Genomic DNA, 18,602 nt, shown 5'->3' with positions numbered 1-18,602 from the left:
GCGCCCCCGCAGTGGGGGCGCCCCGGACGTCGTAGTGGGGTGGGGTGGCTGGGCGGCTGAGGAAATGGCTAGAGGGCCTGGGCCGCCGGCTTGACCATCCCCTTCACCGTGCGGGACTTCACGAAGTCGCCCATCGCCGTCATCTCCCACTCGCCGGAGAACTGGCGGATCATCTTCGCCATCATCACACCGGTCTGCGCCTCGGCGTTGGTGAGGTCGAAGCGGACCAGCTCCTCACCGGTCGCGGCGTCCAGGAGGCGGCAGTAGGCCTTGGCGACCTCGGTGAACTTCTGCCCGGAGAAGGAGTTGACCGTGAAGACCAGACCGCTGACCTCCTGGGGGAGCCGGCCGAGGTCGACCGTGATCACCTCGTCGTCACCTCCGCCCTCACCCGTGAGGTTGTCGCCGGCGTGACGGATCGCGCCGTTCAGGATCTGGAGTTTGCCGAAGTAGCAGCTGTCGATGTGGTTGCGCTGCGGGCCGTACGCGATGACCGAGGCGTCCAGGTCGATGTCCTTGCCCCGGTACGCCGGCTCCCAGCCGAGGCCCATCTTGACCTGGGAGAGCAGCGGGCGGCCGCCCTTGACCAGGGACACCGTCTGGTTCTTCTGGAGGCTGACGCGCCCCTTGTCGAGGTTGATCTTGCCGGTGCCCGGGGGCGGGGCGGCGGGCGCCGGGGGCGCGGCAGGGGGCGGGGGCGTGGTGACCCCGGGGGCCATGGGCGGGGCGGCGGGCGCCTGGGCGGGCGTGGGGGCCGGTTCCTCGACCGTCACGCCGAAGTCCGTCGCGATGCCCGCCAGGCCGTTGGCGTACCCCTGGCCGACCGCTCGGGCCTTCCACGCGCCGTTGCGCAGGTAGATCTCGACGACCACCAGGGCCGTCTCCGTGCCGAGCTGGGGCGGGGTGAAGGTGGCCAGGACGGAGTTGTCGTCCGCGTTGCGAATCGTCGCCGTGGGTTCGATGCCCTGGAAGCTCTGGCCCGCGGCGTCCGGGCTCGCGGTGACCACGATCTTCTCGATGCCCGGGGGGACGGCGGTGGTGTCGACCGTGATCGCGTCGGGGCTGGTACCGCCGCCGGAGCGGTACGTCACGCCGGGACCTGAGGGCTGGTTGTAGAAGATGAAGTCGTCGTCGGAGCGCACCTTGCCGTCGGCGGTGAGCAGCAGGCCCGATACGTCGAGCCGCACCGGGGCGGCGACGTCCACCGTCACGCGGGCGGTGGGGAGAGGGATGTTCGAGCCGGGGGTCATAGCTGTCATGCCGGGTGAACGATCCAGCCCGCTTTACCGTTCCCTTACCCTCGCTTGCCCAGAGGCCGTTCGGGTCAGGTCTGGGGGCTGCCGCCCCCAGACCCCCGCTTGTCGGCTTGAACGGCCTCGTCCTCAACCGCCGGACGGGCTGACAGTCAGCCCCTCCGGCGTTTGCTGGAACCGCCCCGCCCGGCCGGCCTTACGGCACCACCACGATCTTCCTCCCCACCCCGGACGCGAACTGTTCCAGTGCCTGGGGGTAGCTCGTCAGGGGCAGACGGTCGCTGATGAAGATCTCGGGGTCGAGGACACCCGCCGCGAAGAGTTCGGCCGCCCGCTCGAAGCTGTGCAGTACCGCCATCGAACCCGTGATGGTGATCTCCTGGTTGTAGATGCGGTACGGATCGATCGTCACCCGGGTCGCGTAGTCCGCCACCCCGAACTGGAGGAACGTCCCGGCCTTGGCCACCCGGTCCAGGCCGTCCTGGATCGCGGCGGCGTTCCCCGTCGCGTCCACCACCACGTCCCAGCCCTGTGGCCGGTCCAGTTCGTCGGGGTTCGCCGCGGAGGACGAAACGCCCAGCTTCCTGGCCGTCTCCAGGCGGGACGGGTTCACGTCCACCATGTCCACACTGGCCGCCCCCGTACGCTTCGCGAGCTCCAGCATCATCAGCCCCATCGTCCCCGAGCCGTAGATCAGCACGTGCGCGCCCAGACGGGACTGGAGCACGTCGTAGCCGCGGACCGCGCAGGACAGGGGCTCGATCAGGGCCGCGTCCTGGGTGCGGATGTGCTCGGGGAGCCGTACGCAGTTCGCCACCGGCGCCACCGCGTACTGTGCCGCACCGCCCGCCGTGGTCACCCCGATCGCGGCCCAGCGTTCGCAGAGGTTGTTGTGGCCGTTGCGGCAGTACCGGCACTCGTAGCAGTACAGCGACGGGTCCACCGCCACCCGGTCGCCGACCGACACCTCCGTGACCTCGGCTCCCACGCCGACGACCTCGCCGGCGAACTCGTGCCCCGGCACGATGGGCAGCTTCGGCGCGAACTCGCCCTGGAGAATGTGCAGGTCGGTACCGCACAGGCCGCAGGCCGCCACCTCGACGACGACCTCACGAGGACCGGGTGTCGGGTCCGGGACCTCGGAGACGACAGCCTTGCCCACGGACTCGATGACGGCGGCCTTCATTTCACGGCTCCCAACGACAGGCCCTGGACGAGTTTGTCCTGGGCGGCGAACCCCGCGGCGAGCACCGGCAGGGAGATGACGAGCGACGCGGCGCACACCTTCGCCAGGAACAGGCCCTGGCTGGTGATGAAGCCGGTCAGGAAGACGGGGGCCGTTTCGGCGACGACGCCCGTCAGCACGCGTGCGAAGAGCAGTTCGTTCCAGCTGAAGATGAAGCAGATCAGTGCGGTCGCCGCGATGCCCGGCGCCGCGATCGGCGCCACCACGCGTGCGAGGATCGTCGGAAGCCGCGCGCCGTCCAGGTGCGCGGCCTCGATGACCGCCACGGGCACCTCCGCCAGGAACGACTGCATCATCCAGACGGCGATCGGCAGGTTCATCGACGTGTAGAGGATGACCAGCAGCCAGATGTTGTCCAGGAAGTCCGTGCTCTTGGCGAAGAGATAGATGGGGAGCAGGCCCGCCACCACCGGCAGCATCTTCGTCGACAGGAAGAAGAAGAGGACGTCCGTCCATTTCTTCACCGGGCGGATCGACAGCGCGTACGCCGCGGGCAGGGCCAGCAGCAGGACGCACAGCGTCGACGCCAGTGACGCCACTGTGGAGTTGATGAGCGCGGGCCACGGGCTCGCGCCGCCGCCCACGCCGAAGAACTCGCGGTAGCCGTCGAGGGTGAGGGCCGCCGCCCAGGACGGCGGGTTGGTCGCCGCGTCCGCCTCCGAGTGGAAGGACGTCAGGGCCATCCAGGCGATGGGGAGGAAGAACAGCAGGCCGATCAGCCAGGCGGCCACTCCCAGGCCCGCTCCCCGGACGCGCCGGGAACGTACAGGTGCAGCGCTCGCGGTACTCATGCGCGGGACGCCTCCTCGCGGAACAGCGACGAGACCACGCGCAGCGCGAACGTCGCGATGATGATCGAACCGATGACGACAAGGACGCCCGCGGCTGAGGCGAGGCCGTTCTCGTGGGCCTGGTAGAAGGTCTGGTACACGGTGTAGGGGAGGTTCGCCGTGCCCAGGCCGCCTGAGGTGATGGTGAAGACCGCGTCGAAGTTCTGGACGATGTAGATCGAGCCGAGCAGGGCGCCCAGTTCCAGGTACCGGCGCAGGTGCGGCAGCGTGAGGTGGCGGAAGATCTGCCAGTCGCTCGCGCCGTCCACGCGGGCGGCCTCGATCTGCTGGTGGTCGCGGCTCTGCAGCCCCGCCAGCAGGATCAGCATCATGAACGGCGTCCACTGCCAGATCAGGGAGGCCTCGATCGCGAGCAGCGGGGTGTTGGAGATCCAGTCCGGCTGCGGGCCGCCGACGTAGTGCAACAGGCCGTTGAGCAGGCCGTATTCGGGGTTGAAGAGCACATGCTTCCAGAGCAGGGCCGCGGCCACGGGGACCACCAGGAAGGGGGCGATCAGGAGGGTGCGGACGATGCCCCGGCCCCGGAAGCGGCGGTCCAGGAGCAGGGCGAGGCCGAGGCCGAGCACCAGGCTGGCCAGGACCACGGTGACCGTGAGGAGGACCGTCGTCCAGACCGAGCGGCGCAGGTCCGCGTCGGTCAGGACCTGTTGGTAGTTGGCGAAGCCCGCGAAGCTGCGCGCGTCGGGGTAGAGGGAGTTCCAGTCGAAGAAGGAGATCACCAGCGTCGCCACGAACGGCAGCTGGGTCACGGCGATCATGAAGATCAGGGCGGGGAGGAGCGGGCCCCTGGTGGCCCAGGCGCGCAGGCGCGTCGCGGGTTTGCCCGCCGTCTGCGCGGGGCCCGCTGTGGCCATCGGTGCTGTCGTGGTCGCGGTCATCGTCCCTCGTACTCCTCGGAGATCTGCTCGGCGAGCGCCTGCGCCTTCTTCAGGGCCGACTCGACGGACTGGCGTCCGGCGATGGCCGCGCTGATCTCCTGGGAGACCTTGGTGCCGAGGTCGGTGAACTCGGGGATGCCGACGAACTGGATGCCGGGCGCGGGGCGGGGCTGCACTCCCGGGTCGGTGGGCCGGGCGCCCTCGATGGCCTCCTTCGTCATCTCCTGGAAGGCGGAGGCCTCCTTGACGTAGGCCGGGTTCGTGTAGGTCGACGCCCGCTTGCCCGCGGGCACGTTGGACCAGCCGATCTGGTCGCCGACCAGCTGCTCGTACTCCTTGCTGGACGCCCAGGAGACGAACTCCCAGGCTTTGTCGGGGTTCCTGGACGCCTGCTGGATGCCCCAGGCCCAGGTGTAGAGCCAGCCGGAGGACTTCGTCTCCTGGACCGGCGCCGGTGCGTAGCCGATCTTGTCCTTGACCGGGGACCCCGCGGCCTCCAGGGAGCCGGCCGCGGACGTGGCGTCGTACCACATGGCGACCTTGCCCTGGGTCATGTTGTTCAGGCACTCGGCGAAGCCGGACTGGGCGGCGCCGGACTCGCCGTGCTCGCGGACGAGGTCGACGTAGAACTTGGTGGCCTTCTGGAACTCGGGGGAGTTGAGGCGCGCCGTCCAGTCCTTGTCGAACCAGGTGCCGCCGAAGGTGTTGACGACGGTGGTGAGCGGGGCCATCACCTCACCCCAGCCGGGGAGTCCCCGCAGGCAGATGCCCTTCATGCCGTCCTCGGCCCCGTCGGCCTTCGCGGCGAGGTCCGCCACCTGCTGCCAGGTGGGCTGCTCGGGCATGGTCAGCCCCTTCTCGGCGAACACGTCCTTGCGGTACATCAGGAAGGACGATTCGCCGTAGAACGGCTGTCCGTACGTTTTGCCGTCGTCGCCGGTCAGGGACTGGCGCATCGGCCCGAGGATGTCCTTCTCGTCGAAGGCGGTGTCCTTGGCGACGTACGAGTCCATCTCGTGCAGCCAGTCGTTGCGGGCGTAGATCGGTATCTCGTAGTTGCTGAGTGTGGCGACGTCGTACTGGCCCGCCTGGTTGGCGAAGTCCTGGCTGATCTTGTCGCGGACGTCGTTCTCCGGCAGGACGGTGAAGTTCACCTTGATGCCGGTGTCCTTGGTGAAGTGGGCGCGGGTGAGCTTCTGCAACTCGACCATCTGCGGGTTGTTGACCATCAGTACGTTGATGGAGTCGCCGCCGGAACCCGTCCCGCCGGCTCCGGTCCAGCAGCCGGAGAGCAGCGGGGCGAGCAGCGTCCCTGCGGCGGCCGCGACAATCACGGTGCGCGGCCTCCGTCGGCTCGGGATTCGCATGGATCGCTCCTGGGCGTATGGGGGGATAAGGGGTAATAGGAGGAGAACGTGGGCGTGGAGTGCCCTGGGGAATCGGTGTGGTTTTCGCACGAAGGGGGGTGGGTCGGTTCGGATTTCAGACGCGTATGACCTGGGGTCCCAGCAGCGAGTACCGGTGGGCCTCGGACGCGGGCAGCAGCGTGCTCGTGACGATCGCCTCCAGCGCGCCGATGTCCGCGAACCGGCAGAAGCTGACCGCGCCGAACTTGGTGTGCACGCCGGCGAAGACCGTGCGCCGGGCGGCCCGGACGGCCTGGGCCTTGACCTCGCTGACCGCGGGGTCGGGGGTGGTGAGTCCGTGGTCGCGGGAGATGCCGTTGGCGCCGATGTACGCCAGGTCGACGACGAACCCGGAGAGCATCTTCGTCGTCCAGTGGTCGACGGTGGCGAGGGTGCCGGGGCGCACCCGGCCGCCGAGGAGCAGCACGGTGGTGTTGCCTGCCTCCGCGAGGGCTCCCGCGGTGGCGAGGGAGGCGGTGACCACGGTCAGTGGCCGGTCCCTGGGCAGTGCCTCGGCGATGAGCTGCGGGGTGAAGCCCTCGTCGACGAAGACCGTCTCGGCGTCCCCGACCAGTTCCGCCGCCGCGGTCGCGATCCGCCGCTTCTCGGGGACGTGACTGGTGGCGCGGAAGGCGAGCGTCGTCTCGAACCCGGCGCTCTCCACCGGATAGGCCCCGCCGTGAGTGCGGCGGACCAGGCCGTGGTCCTCCAGGGCGCGCAGGTCGCGCCGTACGGTCTCCTTGGCGACGCCCAGTTCGGCGGCGAGCTTGGTGACGTCGACCGAACCCGCGCGGCGGGCGGCCTTGACGATCTCGCGCTGTCTTTCTTCCGCGCTCATGGCCGACACCTGCTCTCCCTGCTTCGGCGACAGCTCCGTTGCTGCCCGTTCGGGCCCGGTAGGACCCATGGGGGAAGTTCTACAGCTGGTGTGCGTCGCTGACCAGGCTTGTTGCGCGCCCGATGGTGCCCGGCTGTGCCCGTTTCGCGCGGTGACCGCCCGCCTCGGACCTGGGATGTGCGTGAGATCGGGCAGGAGCGGTGCCCGAATGCCGGGGCGGGCGGGCCCGTTCGGTGCCCGCCCGCCCCAGGAGCGCCTCTCGTCACGGCGCCGGTACGGCTGGATCGCGTCGGTGTGGCCGGCCGTCAGGGCGACCGGGTGGGCCGTCAGTACGGCCAGATGGGCGGCTCGCTCACGAAGTGGCCGCCGAGGTAGGCGTGCGCCACGTTCTCCGGGTCGAGTTCACCCTGCTCGGCGATCAGCTTCTCGGCGTACGGCTCGGAGTCGTCCTGCGGTGCGTAGCCGAGGGCTCGGGCGGTCGTCAGGTCCCACCACAGGCGGGTGTTGGCGGAGGAGCCGTACACGACGGTGTGCCGCACGTCCTCGGCGGTCAGGGCCGCGTGGAAGAGGCGGGCGCCGTCCTCGGGGCTCATCCAGACCGACAGCATGCGCACGCTCTTGGGCTCCTTGAAGCAGGAGCCGATGCGTACGGAGACGGTCTCCATGCCGTGCCGGTCCCAGTAGAGCTGGGCGAGGTCCTCGCCGAAGGACTTGGACAGGCCGTAGAAGGTGTCGGGGCGGCGCGGGGTGTCGATGGGGATCAACGCGCCCGTGTCAAAGGGGGCTTCGCCCTGGGGGCGGGGCGTGAAGCCGACGGCGTGGTTGGAGGAGGCGAAGACGATCCGCTTGATCCCCTCCTCACGGGCGGCCTCGTACAGGTTGTACGTGCCCTCGATGTTCGCCTTCAGGATCTTCTCGAAGGGGGCTTCCAGGGAGATGCCGGCGAGGTGGATGATCGCGTCGACGCCTCGTACGGCCTCGCGGAGGGCACCGGTGTCGGCGAGGTCGGCGGTGATCGCGTCCGGTTCACCCTCGATGGGGCGCACGTCGAGGAGGCGGAGTTCGTAACCGTACTCCGGGAGCAACTCCCGCATCAGGGTGCCGAGTCCGCCGGCGGCGCCGGTGAGCAGAACGGTGCGGGGAGCGGGCATTCTCGGGTCTCCTTGAATCACCGGAAGCGCGGTGTGCATCAGCCAGACGGGCGTAGTGCGCATGTGCGTACCACATTCACATGCGTGGACACGCTAGGGAGGTGCGGTCTCGTGAGTCAAGGGGGCGCGATGGCGGGAAATCCCCTGGTGTGTCGGGGTTGGCGCGCTTGACCGGTCCGAAGGGGGCGGCTTAGCGTGGGCGAGTTCAGAAATATGGACACCGATCAGAGACATGGACCTGGGAGAGCCCGTGACCTCAGCCCCCCTCGCCGCTCGGCTCAACATCCCCAGCGGGCCGCTGTTCTTCCCCGTCACGGCCTACGGCCAGGACGGCGCGGTCGACCTGGACGCGTACCGCACGCATGTGCGCCGGGGTGTCGACGCCGGTGCCGCCGCCGTCTTCGCCTGCTGCGGCACCGGCGAGTTCCACGCGCTCGCTCCCGAGGAGTTCCAGGCCTGCGTCCGCGCCGCCGTCGAGGAGACCGCGGGCCGGGTGCCCGTCGTGGCGGGCGCGGGGTACGGGACCGCGCTCGCCGTGCGGTACGCGCGGCTCGCCGAGGAGGCCGGGGCCGACGGGCTGCTCGCCATGCCGCCCTACCTCGTACAGGCGCCCCAGGAGGGCCTGCTGCGGCACTACCGGGACCTGGCGGCGGCGACCCCGCTGCCGCTGATCGTCTATCAGCGCGACAACGCCGTGTTCACCCCGGGAACGGTGGTCGAACTCGCCCGCACCGAGGGGATCATCGGCTTCAAGGACGGTCTCGGCGACCTCGACCTGATGCAGCGGATCGTGAGCGCCGTACGGAGCGAGGTCCCGGGCGAGTTCCTGTACTTCAACGGCCTCCCGACGGCCGAACTGACGGGGCTCGCGTACCGGGGTATCGGCATCACCCTGTACTCGTCCGCGGTGTTCTGCTTCGCTCCGGAGATCGCCCTCGCCTTCCACAAGGCGCTGAACACGGGCGACGACGCGACGGCCGAGCGCCTGCTGGACGGCTTCTACCGGCCGTTCGTCGAACTGCGCGCCCAGGGGCGCGGCTACGCGGTGTCCCTGGTGAAGGCCGGAGTACGGCTGCGCGGACTCGACGTGGGGGAGGTCCGGCCGCCCCTGCGCGAACCGACCGAGGATCATGTCAAGCAGCTCGCGCAACTGATCGAGCGCGGGTACGCGTTGCTCTGAGCCAGGCCTGGAGGAGGACATAGTGAAGGCGTCGGCGTTCGTCTACCCCTGGGACGTCAACGGGGACCCGTCGGCCGGGGAGTTCATCGCGGGGCTCGGGGTGCGGCAGGCGACGCTCGCCTCCGCGTACCACTCCACGCGCGCGCTCACCTCCCGGCACCCCCGGCACCGGATCGTCACGGCCGAGCACGCCGCCGTGCTGTACCCGCCGGACGAGGCACGCTGGTCGGGGCGGCGGCTGCGGCCGTACGCCGCCGGTCAGTGGGCGCCCGGGGACGCGTACGGGGAGGCGGCCGAGGCACTGGCGGCCGCCGGCCTGGAGGTGCACACCTGGGTCGTGCTCGCGCACAACTCCCGGCTGGGCGCCCAGTTCCCGGACACGTCCGTGGTCAACGCGTACGGCGACCGCTACGGGTGGGCGCCGTGCGTCGCGCAGCCTCAGACGCGGCAGTACCTGGTGGACCTGGCCGTCGAGGCGGCGGTGCGGCCGGGGGCGCGGGGCACGGAGCTGGAGTCGCTGGGCTGGTACGGGCTCCCTCACCTCCACGCGCACGACAAGACCGGTGGGGTCGCCCTCGGGGAGGCCGGGACGTACCTGATGTCGCTGTGCTTCTGCGAGACGTGCCGTGAGGGGTACGGAACGCGGGGGCTCGACGCCGACGCGTTGGCGGCGGCCGTCCGGGACGCGCTGGAGCCGTTGTGGCGGGGCGCGCCCGACGACGGCGGCTGGCCGGCGGTGGAGAAGCTGCTCGGCGAGGGCCGGGCGGCGGGCACGCGTGCGTGGCGCGATGACATCGCCCGCACGCTTCAGGAAACGGCGGTCACGGCCGTCCGGGCCGCCGCACCCGAGGGCTTCCAGGTGCTGCTGCACGCGGATCCGGTCACCCACCACGTGGGCGCGAACCCGGGCGTCGATCCCGCGCACATCCTGTCCGTCGCGGACGGCGTGGTCGTGCCCTGCGCCGGTGGGCCGGGGCTGTTGACGCCGTTCGCGGAGCAGGGCCGGGAGGGGGCGGTCCTGGCCGCGAACCTCCCGGTGGTGTCCGGGATGGGCGGGAGCCCCGGGACGCTGGGGGCGGACGCGGTCCGCGCGGCGGACCTCGGGGCGACCGAACTGCGGCTGTACCACGCGGGTTTGGCGTCGGACGAGGATCTGGTGGCGGTGCGGGAGGGGCTGGCGGGGTTGGGATGAGGCCCGTCACGGCGCCGACGGGCCGGTGACCCGGACGCGTCGCAGGTACCAGGCCGGCAGGAGCGTGGCCAGCCCCAGACCGGTCAGCAGCGCCTGGAGATCCACGAGGTCGACCAGGCTCGCGCCCACCGCCAGACCGATCGCGGTGGGCGCGAACAGCAGCGTGTTGGCGGTGGCGGCCACGCGCCCCAGCAGCGGCCCCGGAGTCTCCCGCTGCACCGCCGTGAGCGCCGCGATCAGCACGCACGGCAGGCCCGCCCCCACCGCCGCACCGGCCCCCAGGGCCACCGCGTCGGACGGAACCGCCCGCAGCCCCACCGCGACCGCCGTGAGCGCGATCCCGCACGCCGCGAAACGGCGTGCGCCGAGGCGCCGGATCAGTGGACCCGAGACCAGCCCGACGGCCACGGAGCCCACACCCTGGGCGACGGACAGCACACCGGCGTACGCGGGGGAGCGCCCGAGACCGTCGACGACGGCGTAGACCGTGGCGCCGTGGACGCCCGAGAGGAACATCGTGGCGCCGCCCGCCAGTACCAGGGGGCCGAGACTCCGGTGGCCCCGGAGGAAGTGTGCGCCCTCGGCGGTCCGCGCCCGCCAGGCCACCGTGGGCGGTTCGGGTTTCGGCTCGTGCACGCGGACGCACGCGTACAGCGCCGTGGCGCACACGAACGTCACCGCGTCCAGCAGCGCCACACTCGCGCCGCCGTACGCCGCGTAGATGCCCGCCCCGGCCAGCGGAGCCACCAGCTTCATGCCCTCGTTGGCCGTCATCCGCAGACCGTTGAAGTCGCCGAGCAGGGACGGGTCCACCGCGGTGGCGACCAGTGCCGCCTCGGCCGCGTCGTGGACGACACCCGCCGCGCCGTACACGAGCAGAACCGCGAGGAGCAGCCACAGGCCTTCCGCGGAGTCGACGGCGAGGAGGGTGAGGAGGAGCGCCGCCAGGGCGAGGTTCGTCCAGATCAGGAGCGGCTTGCGGCGGGTACGGTCGGCGAGGGTGCCGAGGAAGGGGCCGAACAGGGTCGGTGCCCACATGGCCAGCATGGACAGCGCGGCAAGCCCGTTCGACCCGGTGAGGTCCTTGACCCAGATGCCGGACGCCAGCCACAGCGCGGACGTGCCGAAGCCCGAGACCACGACCCCGGCCAGGTAGAACCCCGCGTTGCGGTCCCGCAGAACGCGCACCAGGGTCCACGAGGGCCACGCCTCCCGTGGCGCCCCTGACGCCCCTGTTGTCTTGGTTGTCATGCCTGGTCATCGTGGTGCTAAGGACCTGGAGGGCGGATCGGGCAGGTGCCCTAGAAAGCCGGGGAGGCGGCTTCGCGCGGTGAGTTCCGCGTACGGTGGCCGGTGGCAGTGGCGAGACGGGGGTGGGGCATGTCGGGGGCGGGGCGGCGCGGCCGGTCACGCGGTGAGCTGATCAGACAGCGCACCCAGGCACGGTTCGTGGGCCGGCGGGCGCAGTTGTCGCTGTTCGCGGAGAACCTGGCGAAGGATCCGGAGTCGGCGCAGGACCCGGCGGAGTTCCTGTTCCACGTACGCGGGGTGGGCGGGGTGGGCAAGTCCACGCTGCTGCGCCAGTGGCAGGAAGCGGCCCGGAGGGCGGGCGCGGCGACAGCGGTCGTGGACGAGAGCGACGTCCACGGAGTGCAGCAGGCGCTGACGGAGCTGGCCCGGCAACTGGCCGAGCAGGCGGGACCGTTCAAGGAGTTCGACCGGGCGGCCGAGCAGTACCGCCGGGAACTGGAGGCGGCCGCCGAACCAGTGCCCGGGGAGGGTGAGGCCTCGGTGTCGAGCAGGGTGCTGACCCAGGCCGCGCTGGGCGGCGCGTCCTCACTGATCCCCGGGGCCGGGGCGGTGACCGCGATGGTGAACCCGGACACCGCGGCCCAGGGGCTCGACCGGCTCCGGGCCGGAGCCCGGGCCAGGGGCCGCCGGGTGCGTGCCGGGGACACGGCCGTGAACCGGGCGTTCGTCTCCGAGCTGGAGCGGCTGTGCGGCCGGTACCCGTGGGTGGTGCTGTTCCTCGACACCTGGGAGCAGACCGGACGCTATCTGGACGGATGGCTGCGGGACCTGCTGAAGGACACGTTCGGTCCGCTGCCGACCAATGTGATGGTGGTGCTCGCCGGGCGTGACGAACTCGCCGAACGGGAGTGGGCACCGCTGCGGGCGATGGTGGCGGACGTACCGCTGGAGGTGTTCAGCGAGGCGGAGACACGGGCGCTGCTGGCCGCACGAGGGGTGACGGAGCCCGACGCGGTGGAGGCGGTCGTGCGCCTGTCGATGGGGCTGCCGCTGTTCGTGGAACTCCTGGCGCTCACCCGGCCCGGAACGGCCGAGGACGTCGACGCCGACGGGGACGCGGTGGACAGGGCCGTCGCACGGTTCATGGAGGGAATCAGCGACGAGCGGCAGCAGCAGACGGTGCTGGCGTGCGCGCTCGCGCCCCAGCTGAACGAGGACGTCTTCGCCGCCGCCGCACCGCGGGAGGGGCAGGAACTGTGGGGCTGGCTGTGCGAGCAGCCGTTCGTCAGCGGTCGCGGCGACTTCAAGCAGTACCACGCCGTGGTGCGGGCGAGCATGGTGCGCCAGCAGCGCACCCGTTCCCCCCAGCGCTGGACCACGGCCCACCTCCACCTGGCGGCCGCCCACGGCACCTGGCGCACCGAAGCCGAACAGGGCCTCTCCGAACCCAGGCGTTGGGGCGACCCCCGGTGGCGCCGGCACCACCTGGACGAGACGTACCACCGGCTGTGCGCGCACCCCGCCGCCCATCTGCCGGCCGCCCTGGGGCAGGCCGTCCACGCCGCCGGACAGGACACGGAGATCCTGCAGCAGTGGACCGACAGACTGGGACAGGCCGCCCGCGACACCGCCGATCCGGCCCTTCTCTCCTGGGCCGAGCGCCTCCGGCACGCCGTCGCCGACGACGAACCCTGCCTCGCCGCCCTGACGGCCCTGCTGACCCATGGCGGGCTGGACACGACCGCGCGTGCCTGGGCGCACACCTACCGAGGCAGACACCTCTATCTGGCCGACCGCGACGACGAAGCGGTGACGGAACTGGACCGGGCCGTCACCATCGACCCCGGCAATGCCCGCGCCTGGGGCTACCGCGGTGACGCCCATTGCTCGCTCGGGCATCTCGACCAGGCGGTGAGCGACCTGACGACCGCTCTGGAGCTCGACCCCACGTACGCCTGGTCCCTCGGCCAGCGTGGGGAGGCCCACCGGCAGGCAGGCCGCCACGACGAGGCCGTCGCCGACCTCACGGCCGCTCTCGACCTCGATCCCTCCCTCGTCTGGGCCCTCGCCTTCCGCGGCGAGGCCCACCGCGCGGCGGGCCGCTTCGACGAGGCCGTCAACGACTTCACCGCCGCGCTGGACCGCGAGATCGCATTCGCCGCGGAGGTTCTCTCCTACCGCGCCGAGGCGCATCAGCAGGCCGGGCGCTACGACGAGTCCGTCGCCGACTTCACGGCCTCGCTGGAGCTCGACCCCACCTACGCCTGGGCGCTCGCCCAACGCGGGCGGTCCCATCGGGCCGCCGGCCGTTACGAGGACGCCGTCGCCGACTTCACCGCGGCTCTCCAGCTCACCCCGGCCCTCGCCTGGGCGCTCGCCGAACGCGGGGCGGCCCACCAGCAGGCGGGCCGTCATGACGAGGCCATCGCGGATCTCTCCGCCGCGGCGGAGCTCGACCCCCCGTACGCCTGGGCCCTCGCCCAACGGGGCGAAACCCATCGACTGACCGGCCGTTTCGAGGAGGCCGTAACCGACTTCACGGCTGCTCTCACCATCAATCCCGCGTATGCCTGGGCTCTTGCCCATCGTGGGGAGGCGCACCGGGAGGCAGGGCGTTTCGACGAGGCCGTCTCCGACTTCACCGGTGCGCTGGAACTGGACCGCTGGGACTGGGCTCTGGCGTCGCGTGGTCAGGCTCATCGGCAGGCCGGTCGCTATGACGAGGCCGTCGCCGACCTGTCGGCCGCCGTGGAGCTCGACCCCGCGTACGACTGGGCTCTCGCCGAACGCGGGGAAGCCCATCGGCAGGCCGGGCGTTTCGAGGAGGCCGTGGCCGACTTCACGGCGGCGCTGGCTCTCGATCCCGCGTACGACTGGGCTCTCGCCCATCGTGGGGAGGCGCACCGGGAGGCTGGGCGTTTCGACGAGGCCATCTCCGACTTCACCGGTGCGCTGGCCCTGAATCCCGACCTGGTCTGGGCTCTGGCGTCGCGTGGTCAGGCTCATCGGCAGGCCGGTCGCCCGGACGAGGCGGTCGCCGACCTCACGGCCGCTCTCGACCTCAGCCCGTCCTACACCTGGGCCCTCGGAGAACGCGGACTGGCCCATCGGCGGGCAGGGCGCTTCGAGGAGGCGGTCGCCGACCTCACGGCTGCTCTCGCCCTCAGACCGTCCTACACCTGGGCTCTCACGGAACGCGGGGAGCTCCACCAGCAGGCCGGCCGCTACGAGGAAGCCGTCGCCGATTTCACGGCCGCCCTGGAACACGACCCGACCCTCCCGTGGGCCCTCGGCGGACGAGGTGTGGCTCACCGGCAGGCGGGCCGGTACGCGCGGGCGCGCGAGGACCTGGAGCAGGCTCTCGCGTCCGAGCCCGACGACCTCGGCTTGCTGTTCGCGAAGGCCATGCTGGACACCGTGACGTCGGGACTCGACGCATGCGTGGAGCAGTGGAGCGCACTGTTCGCACGGGCGACCGAGTCGCTGGACGAGGACGACATCAGGCTCGCGGCGCTGTTCCGGGCGATCCTCCTCGAAAGGGAGGACACCCTCGCCGAGGCCACGGAAGCCTTCCTCGACGGAGATCCGGACGCCGACACCGTCAAGGACCTGCTCAACTACCTGGACGAACTCTCCGGTGTGGACGGCGAACCGGGCCACCGCGCGCAGGAGTGCCGCCGACTCGTCGCGGCCCGCACCGCTGCCTGACGGGACGCGGGCGGACGCTCCGGCATCGCGATAGCAAACAGCGCAAGTACCTCGTGGATTCGCTGCCTGCGTACGTCATCTCAACTTCCTCTGTGAGAAGCATTGACGAAACACAGGGCCGCTCCTACCTTCAACGCGTCGTACTTCGTACGTCATATATGAGACGCGATATGTGAGATCCGAGAGATCCGAGAGGCGCGCATGACCTCTGTGCCCACCCCGATCCCCTCCCGCACGCAGTTCGTGCTGGAAGGGATCAAACACCGCATCCTCACCGGGAAGCTGACGCCGGGCCAGGCGCTCGTGGAAACCGAACTCGCCGCGCAGTTCGGGGTCTCCAAGACGCCCGTGCGCGAGGCGCTCAAGACCCTGGCCGGGACGGGGCTCGTCGTGATGAGCCAGTACAAGGGCGTCACGGTGCGCATGGTGGACGCGGACATGGCACGCGAGGTGTACGACGTCCGGCTGCTCCTGGAGCCGGAAGCCCTGCGCCGGGCCGTACGGCGGGGCGCCGGACTGGAAGCGGCGCGGGACGCGCTCGCCCGCTCCGACCAGGCCGCCGACACGGCCGAACGCTCCCTCGCCAACCGGGAGTTCCACCGCGCCCTCTACACCTCCTGCGGCAATCCGCTGCTCGGCCGGATGCTCGACGAGGTGCGGGACCAGGCCGCGCTCGTCTCCGCGGTCGCCTGGGCCGCCAACCCCTCCTGGGAGCGCGAGGCCGCCGAGCACCGCGAGATCCTGCGGCTCGCCCTCGACGGCGACGCCGACGGAGCCGCCGGCGCCCTCCACGCGCACATCGCGTCGTTCGTCCAGCGGGCCTTCCCCGAGGCCCACGAAGAGGAAGGCCATCAATGAGCAGCGTGACGTACGAGACCCAACGGGCGGCCCTGGCCGACGTCGTGGCGATCCCGGTGACCCCGTTCGCCGAGGACGGCAGCGTCGACCAGGACACCCACCGGGCCCTGCTGCGTCGACTGCTCGACGGCGGGGTCAGGACCCTCACACCGAACGGCAACACCGGTGAGTTCTACGCGCTGACCCCCGCCGAACGGCAGCTCGTCACCGAGCTGACCATGGACGAGGCGGGCGACCGGAGCGCCGTCCTTGTCGGGGTGGGGCACGACGTGCCCACCGCCGTGGCCTCCGCCCGGCACGCCCGTGAGGCCGGCGCGCAGATGGTGATGGTCCACCAGCCCGTCCACCCGTATGTGTCGGAGACCGGCTGGGTCGACTACCACCGGGCCATCGCCGAGGCCGTGCCCGAACTGGGCGTCGTGCCGTACCTGCGCAACGCGTCGCTGCCGGGCGCCCGGCTCGCCGAACTCGCCGACGCCTGCCCGAACGTCATCGGGGTCAAGTACGCCGTACCGGACGCCGCCCGGTTCGCCGCCTTCGCGCGGGACGCGGGGCTCGACCGCTTCGTGTGGGTGGCGGGGCTCGCCGAGCCGTACGCGCCCTCGTACTTCTCCGCGGGCGCCACCGGCTTCACCTCGGGTCTCGTGAACGTCTCCCCGGCCGTGTCCCTGAACATGCTCGAAGCACTCCGGTCCGGGGACTATCCCGCCGCGATGAAGGTGTGGGAACAGATCCGCCGCTTCGAGGAACTGCGTGCCGCGGGCGCGTCCGCCAACAACGTGACCGTGGTCAAGGAGGCCCTCGCCTCACTCGGCCTGTGCCGCCGCGACGTCCGGGCACCGAGCAGGGTGCTGCCCGAGGACGAGCGGGCCGAGGTCGCCGCCATCGCCGCCGGATGGTCGATATGACGAACCCGGAGAAGGGCGCCGAGAAGCGCCCCGAGGAGTACAGAAGCCACCAGTGGTACGGCACCGACGGGCTGCGCTCCTTCAGCCACCGCGCCCGCACCCGCCAGCTCGGCTATCTGCCCGAGGAACACCTGGGCAAGCCGGTCATCGCGATCCTCAACACCTGGAGCGACATCAACCCCTGCCATGTGCACCTGCGTGATCGCGCGCAGGCGGTCAAGCGGGGCGTGTGGCAGGCGGGCGGCTACCCGCTGGAGTTCCCGGTGTCGACGCTGAGCGAGACCTTCCAGAAGCCGACCCCGATGCTCTACCGCAACATGCTCGCGATGGAGACGGAGGAGCTGCTGCGGTCGTACCCGGTGGACGGGGCGGTCCTGATGGGCGGCTGCGACAAGTCCACGCCCGCGCTGCTCATGGGGGCCGCGTCCGTCGACCTGCCGACCGTGTTCGTGCCCGCCGGGCCCATGCTGCCGGGCCACTGGCGCAACGAGGTCCTCGGCTCCGGCACCGACATGTGGAAGTACTGGGACGACAAGCGCGCCGGGCTCATCGGCGACTGCGAGATGCAGGAACTGGAGAGCGGCCTGGCCCGCTCGCCCGGTCACTGCATGACCATGGGCACGGCGTCCACGCTCACCGCGGCGGCCGAGGCGCTGGGGGTCACCGTGCCCGGCGCGTCGAGCATCCCCGCCGTCGACTCCGGACACGACCGGATGGCCGCCGCCTCCGGCCTCAGGATCGTCGAACTCGTCCGCAGGGACCGGAAGCTGTCCGAGATCCTCACCGCGGACGCCTTCGAGGACGCGGTGACGACCGTCCTCGGACTCGGTGGCTCCACGAACGCCGTCATCCACCTCATCGCCATGGCCGGCCGCGCCGGAGTCCCGCTGACGCTCGACGACTTCGACCGCGTCGCGCGCACGGTGCCGGTGCTGGCCAACGTCCGGCCGGGCGGACAGACCTACCTGATGGAGGACTTCCACTTCGCGGGCGGGCTCCCCGGCTTCCTGTCCCGGATCACCGACCTCCTCCACCTGGACCGGCCGACGGTGTCGTACGACACGATGCGCGAGCAGCTCGACGGCGCGCTCGTCCACAACGACGCCGTCATCCGCACCCGCGAGAACCCGGTCGCGAAGGAGGGCGGGGTCGCCGTGCTGCGCGGCAACCTCTGCCCGGACGGCGCGGTCATCAAGCACATCGCCGCCGAGCCGCACCTGCTCAGGCACACCGGCCCCGCGGTCGTCTTCGACGACTACAGGACGATGCAGCGGACCATCAACGACCCCTCCCTGGGCATCACCGCCGACAGTGTGCTCGTGCTGCGCAACTCCGGGCCCAAGGGCGGCCCCGGTATGCCCGAGTACGGGATGCTGCCCATCCCCGACCACCTGCTGAAGCAGGGCGTCCGCGACATGGTGCGGATCTCCGACGCCCGGATGAGCGGCACGAGCTACGGCGCGTGCGTGCTGCACATCGCGCCCGAGTCGTACATCGGCGGGCCGCTCGCGCTCGTACGGACCGGGGACAGCATCACCCTCGACGTCGAGGCGCGCACCCTCCACCTCGACGTGGACGACGAGGAGCTCCAGCGCCGCAGGGCCGCGTGGACGCCGCCGCCCGAGCGGTACGAGCGCGGCTACGGCGCGCTCTACAACGAGCAGATCACGCAGGCCGACACCGGCTGCGACTTCGCCTTCCTGGCCCGGCCGGGCACCGTGCCGGACCCGTACGCGGGCTGAACACCGCACCACCGCACCACCGGATCACCGCACCACCACACCAAGGCCGCTGTTCCTCGCGGTCCGGACCTCGAACACCGCAAGTGAAAGCGCTTGCCAACACGGCACGGGCACAAGCCGCACGGCACCGCCACACGCCA

At 71.2% G+C, this 18,602-nt stretch carries 14 protein-coding genes; 6 read left to right on the top strand and 8 right to left on the bottom strand.

Annotation, left to right across the window (positions count from 1 at the left end; all coding sequences use genetic code 11):
- Positions 1 to 68: 68 nt before the first annotated feature.
- From IE262_RS05425 to IE262_RS05395, 7 genes are all read right to left on the bottom strand, one after another.
- On the bottom strand, positions 69 to 1,250 hold the full coding sequence (locus IE262_RS05425; protein WP_189872807.1) for a TerD family protein: 1,182 nt from the start codon (positions 1,248 to 1,250) through the stop codon (positions 69 to 71).
- Between the two features lie 199 nt (positions 1,251 to 1,449).
- On the bottom strand, positions 1,450 to 2,439 hold the full coding sequence (locus tag IE262_RS05420) for a zinc-dependent alcohol dehydrogenase family protein (protein WP_189871743.1): 990 nt from the start codon (positions 2,437 to 2,439) through the stop codon (positions 1,450 to 1,452).
- Positions 2,436 to 3,290, bottom strand: coding sequence for a carbohydrate ABC transporter permease (locus IE262_RS05415; RefSeq protein WP_134040755.1), 855 nt, complete (start codon positions 3,288 to 3,290; stop codon positions 2,436 to 2,438). The genes IE262_RS05420 and IE262_RS05415 overlap by 4 nt, the downstream gene beginning before the upstream one ends.
- The gene (locus IE262_RS05410; protein ID WP_134040754.1) at positions 3,287 to 4,228 is read right to left on the bottom strand and encodes a carbohydrate ABC transporter permease; all 942 of its coding nucleotides are present in this window, start codon (positions 4,226 to 4,228) and stop codon (positions 3,287 to 3,289) included. Before IE262_RS05410 ends, IE262_RS05415 begins: the two co-directional genes overlap by 4 nt.
- Positions 4,225 to 5,595, bottom strand: coding sequence for an ABC transporter substrate-binding protein (locus IE262_RS05405; RefSeq protein ID WP_134040753.1), 1,371 nt, complete (start codon positions 5,593 to 5,595; stop codon positions 4,225 to 4,227). Before IE262_RS05405 ends, IE262_RS05410 begins: the two co-directional genes overlap by 4 nt.
- Before the next feature lie 115 nt (positions 5,596 to 5,710).
- Positions 5,711 to 6,481, bottom strand: a complete 771-nt coding sequence (locus IE262_RS05400; protein ID WP_134040766.1) for a DeoR/GlpR family DNA-binding transcription regulator — start codon at positions 6,479 to 6,481, stop codon at positions 5,711 to 5,713.
- 317 nt (positions 6,482 to 6,798) lie between these two features.
- On the bottom strand, positions 6,799 to 7,623 hold the full coding sequence (locus IE262_RS05395) for an NAD-dependent epimerase/dehydratase family protein (protein ID WP_189871741.1): 825 nt from the start codon (positions 7,621 to 7,623) through the stop codon (positions 6,799 to 6,801).
- Between the two features lie 250 nt (positions 7,624 to 7,873).
- Here IE262_RS05395 and IE262_RS05390 point away from each other — a divergent pair, with 250 nt between their 5' ends.
- Entirely contained in the window at positions 7,874 to 8,803 is a 930-nt protein-coding gene (locus tag IE262_RS05390; RefSeq protein WP_189871739.1) for a 5-dehydro-4-deoxyglucarate dehydratase, read from the top strand.
- A 22-nt stretch (positions 8,804 to 8,825) separates the two neighbouring features.
- Positions 8,826 to 9,995 (top strand): hypothetical protein, encoded by a 1,170-nt coding sequence (locus IE262_RS05385; protein ID WP_189871737.1) that lies wholly within the window; start codon positions 8,826 to 8,828, stop codon positions 9,993 to 9,995.
- 6 nt (positions 9,996 to 10,001) lie between these two features.
- On the opposite strand, the gene IE262_RS05380 is transcribed toward IE262_RS05385, so the two are convergent.
- On the bottom strand, positions 10,002 to 11,246 hold the full coding sequence (locus IE262_RS05380) for an MFS transporter (protein ID WP_189871735.1): 1,245 nt from the start codon (positions 11,244 to 11,246) through the stop codon (positions 10,002 to 10,004).
- Positions 11,247 to 11,375: 129 nt separating this feature from the next.
- Here IE262_RS05380 and IE262_RS05375 point away from each other — a divergent pair, with 129 nt between their 5' ends.
- The 4 genes from IE262_RS05375 (at position 11,376) to araD (ending at position 18,462) form a co-directional block, all read left to right on the top strand.
- Positions 11,376 to 14,954 carry a tetratricopeptide repeat protein gene (locus IE262_RS05375; protein WP_189871733.1) on the top strand — a complete coding sequence of 1,193 codons (3,579 nt, stop codon included), beginning with the start codon at positions 11,376 to 11,378 and terminating at the stop codon, positions 14,952 to 14,954.
- Positions 14,955 to 15,155: 201 nt separating this feature from the next.
- Entirely contained in the window at positions 15,156 to 15,812 is a 657-nt protein-coding gene (locus IE262_RS05370) for a GntR family transcriptional regulator (RefSeq protein WP_189871730.1), read from the top strand.
- A complete protein-coding gene (locus IE262_RS05365; RefSeq protein WP_134040746.1) occupies positions 15,809 to 16,720 on the top strand; it encodes a dihydrodipicolinate synthase family protein in 912 nt (303 codons plus the stop codon). The genes IE262_RS05370 and IE262_RS05365 overlap by 4 nt, the downstream gene beginning before the upstream one ends.
- Positions 16,717 to 18,462: an L-arabinonate dehydratase gene (araD, locus tag IE262_RS05360; protein WP_189872805.1), complete on the top strand. Its 1,746-nt coding sequence runs from the start codon at positions 16,717 to 16,719 to the stop codon at positions 18,460 to 18,462. The genes IE262_RS05365 and araD overlap by 4 nt, the downstream gene beginning before the upstream one ends.
- The last annotated feature ends 140 nt before the right edge of the window (positions 18,463 to 18,602 follow it).

This window comes from Streptomyces bluensis (assembly GCF_014650715.1).
GTDB lineage: Bacteria > Actinomycetota > Actinomycetes > Streptomycetales > Streptomycetaceae > Streptomyces > Streptomyces bluensis.
Note: the sequence above shows the minus strand (reverse complement) of the source record. Positions and strands in the feature narration are given on the sequence as shown.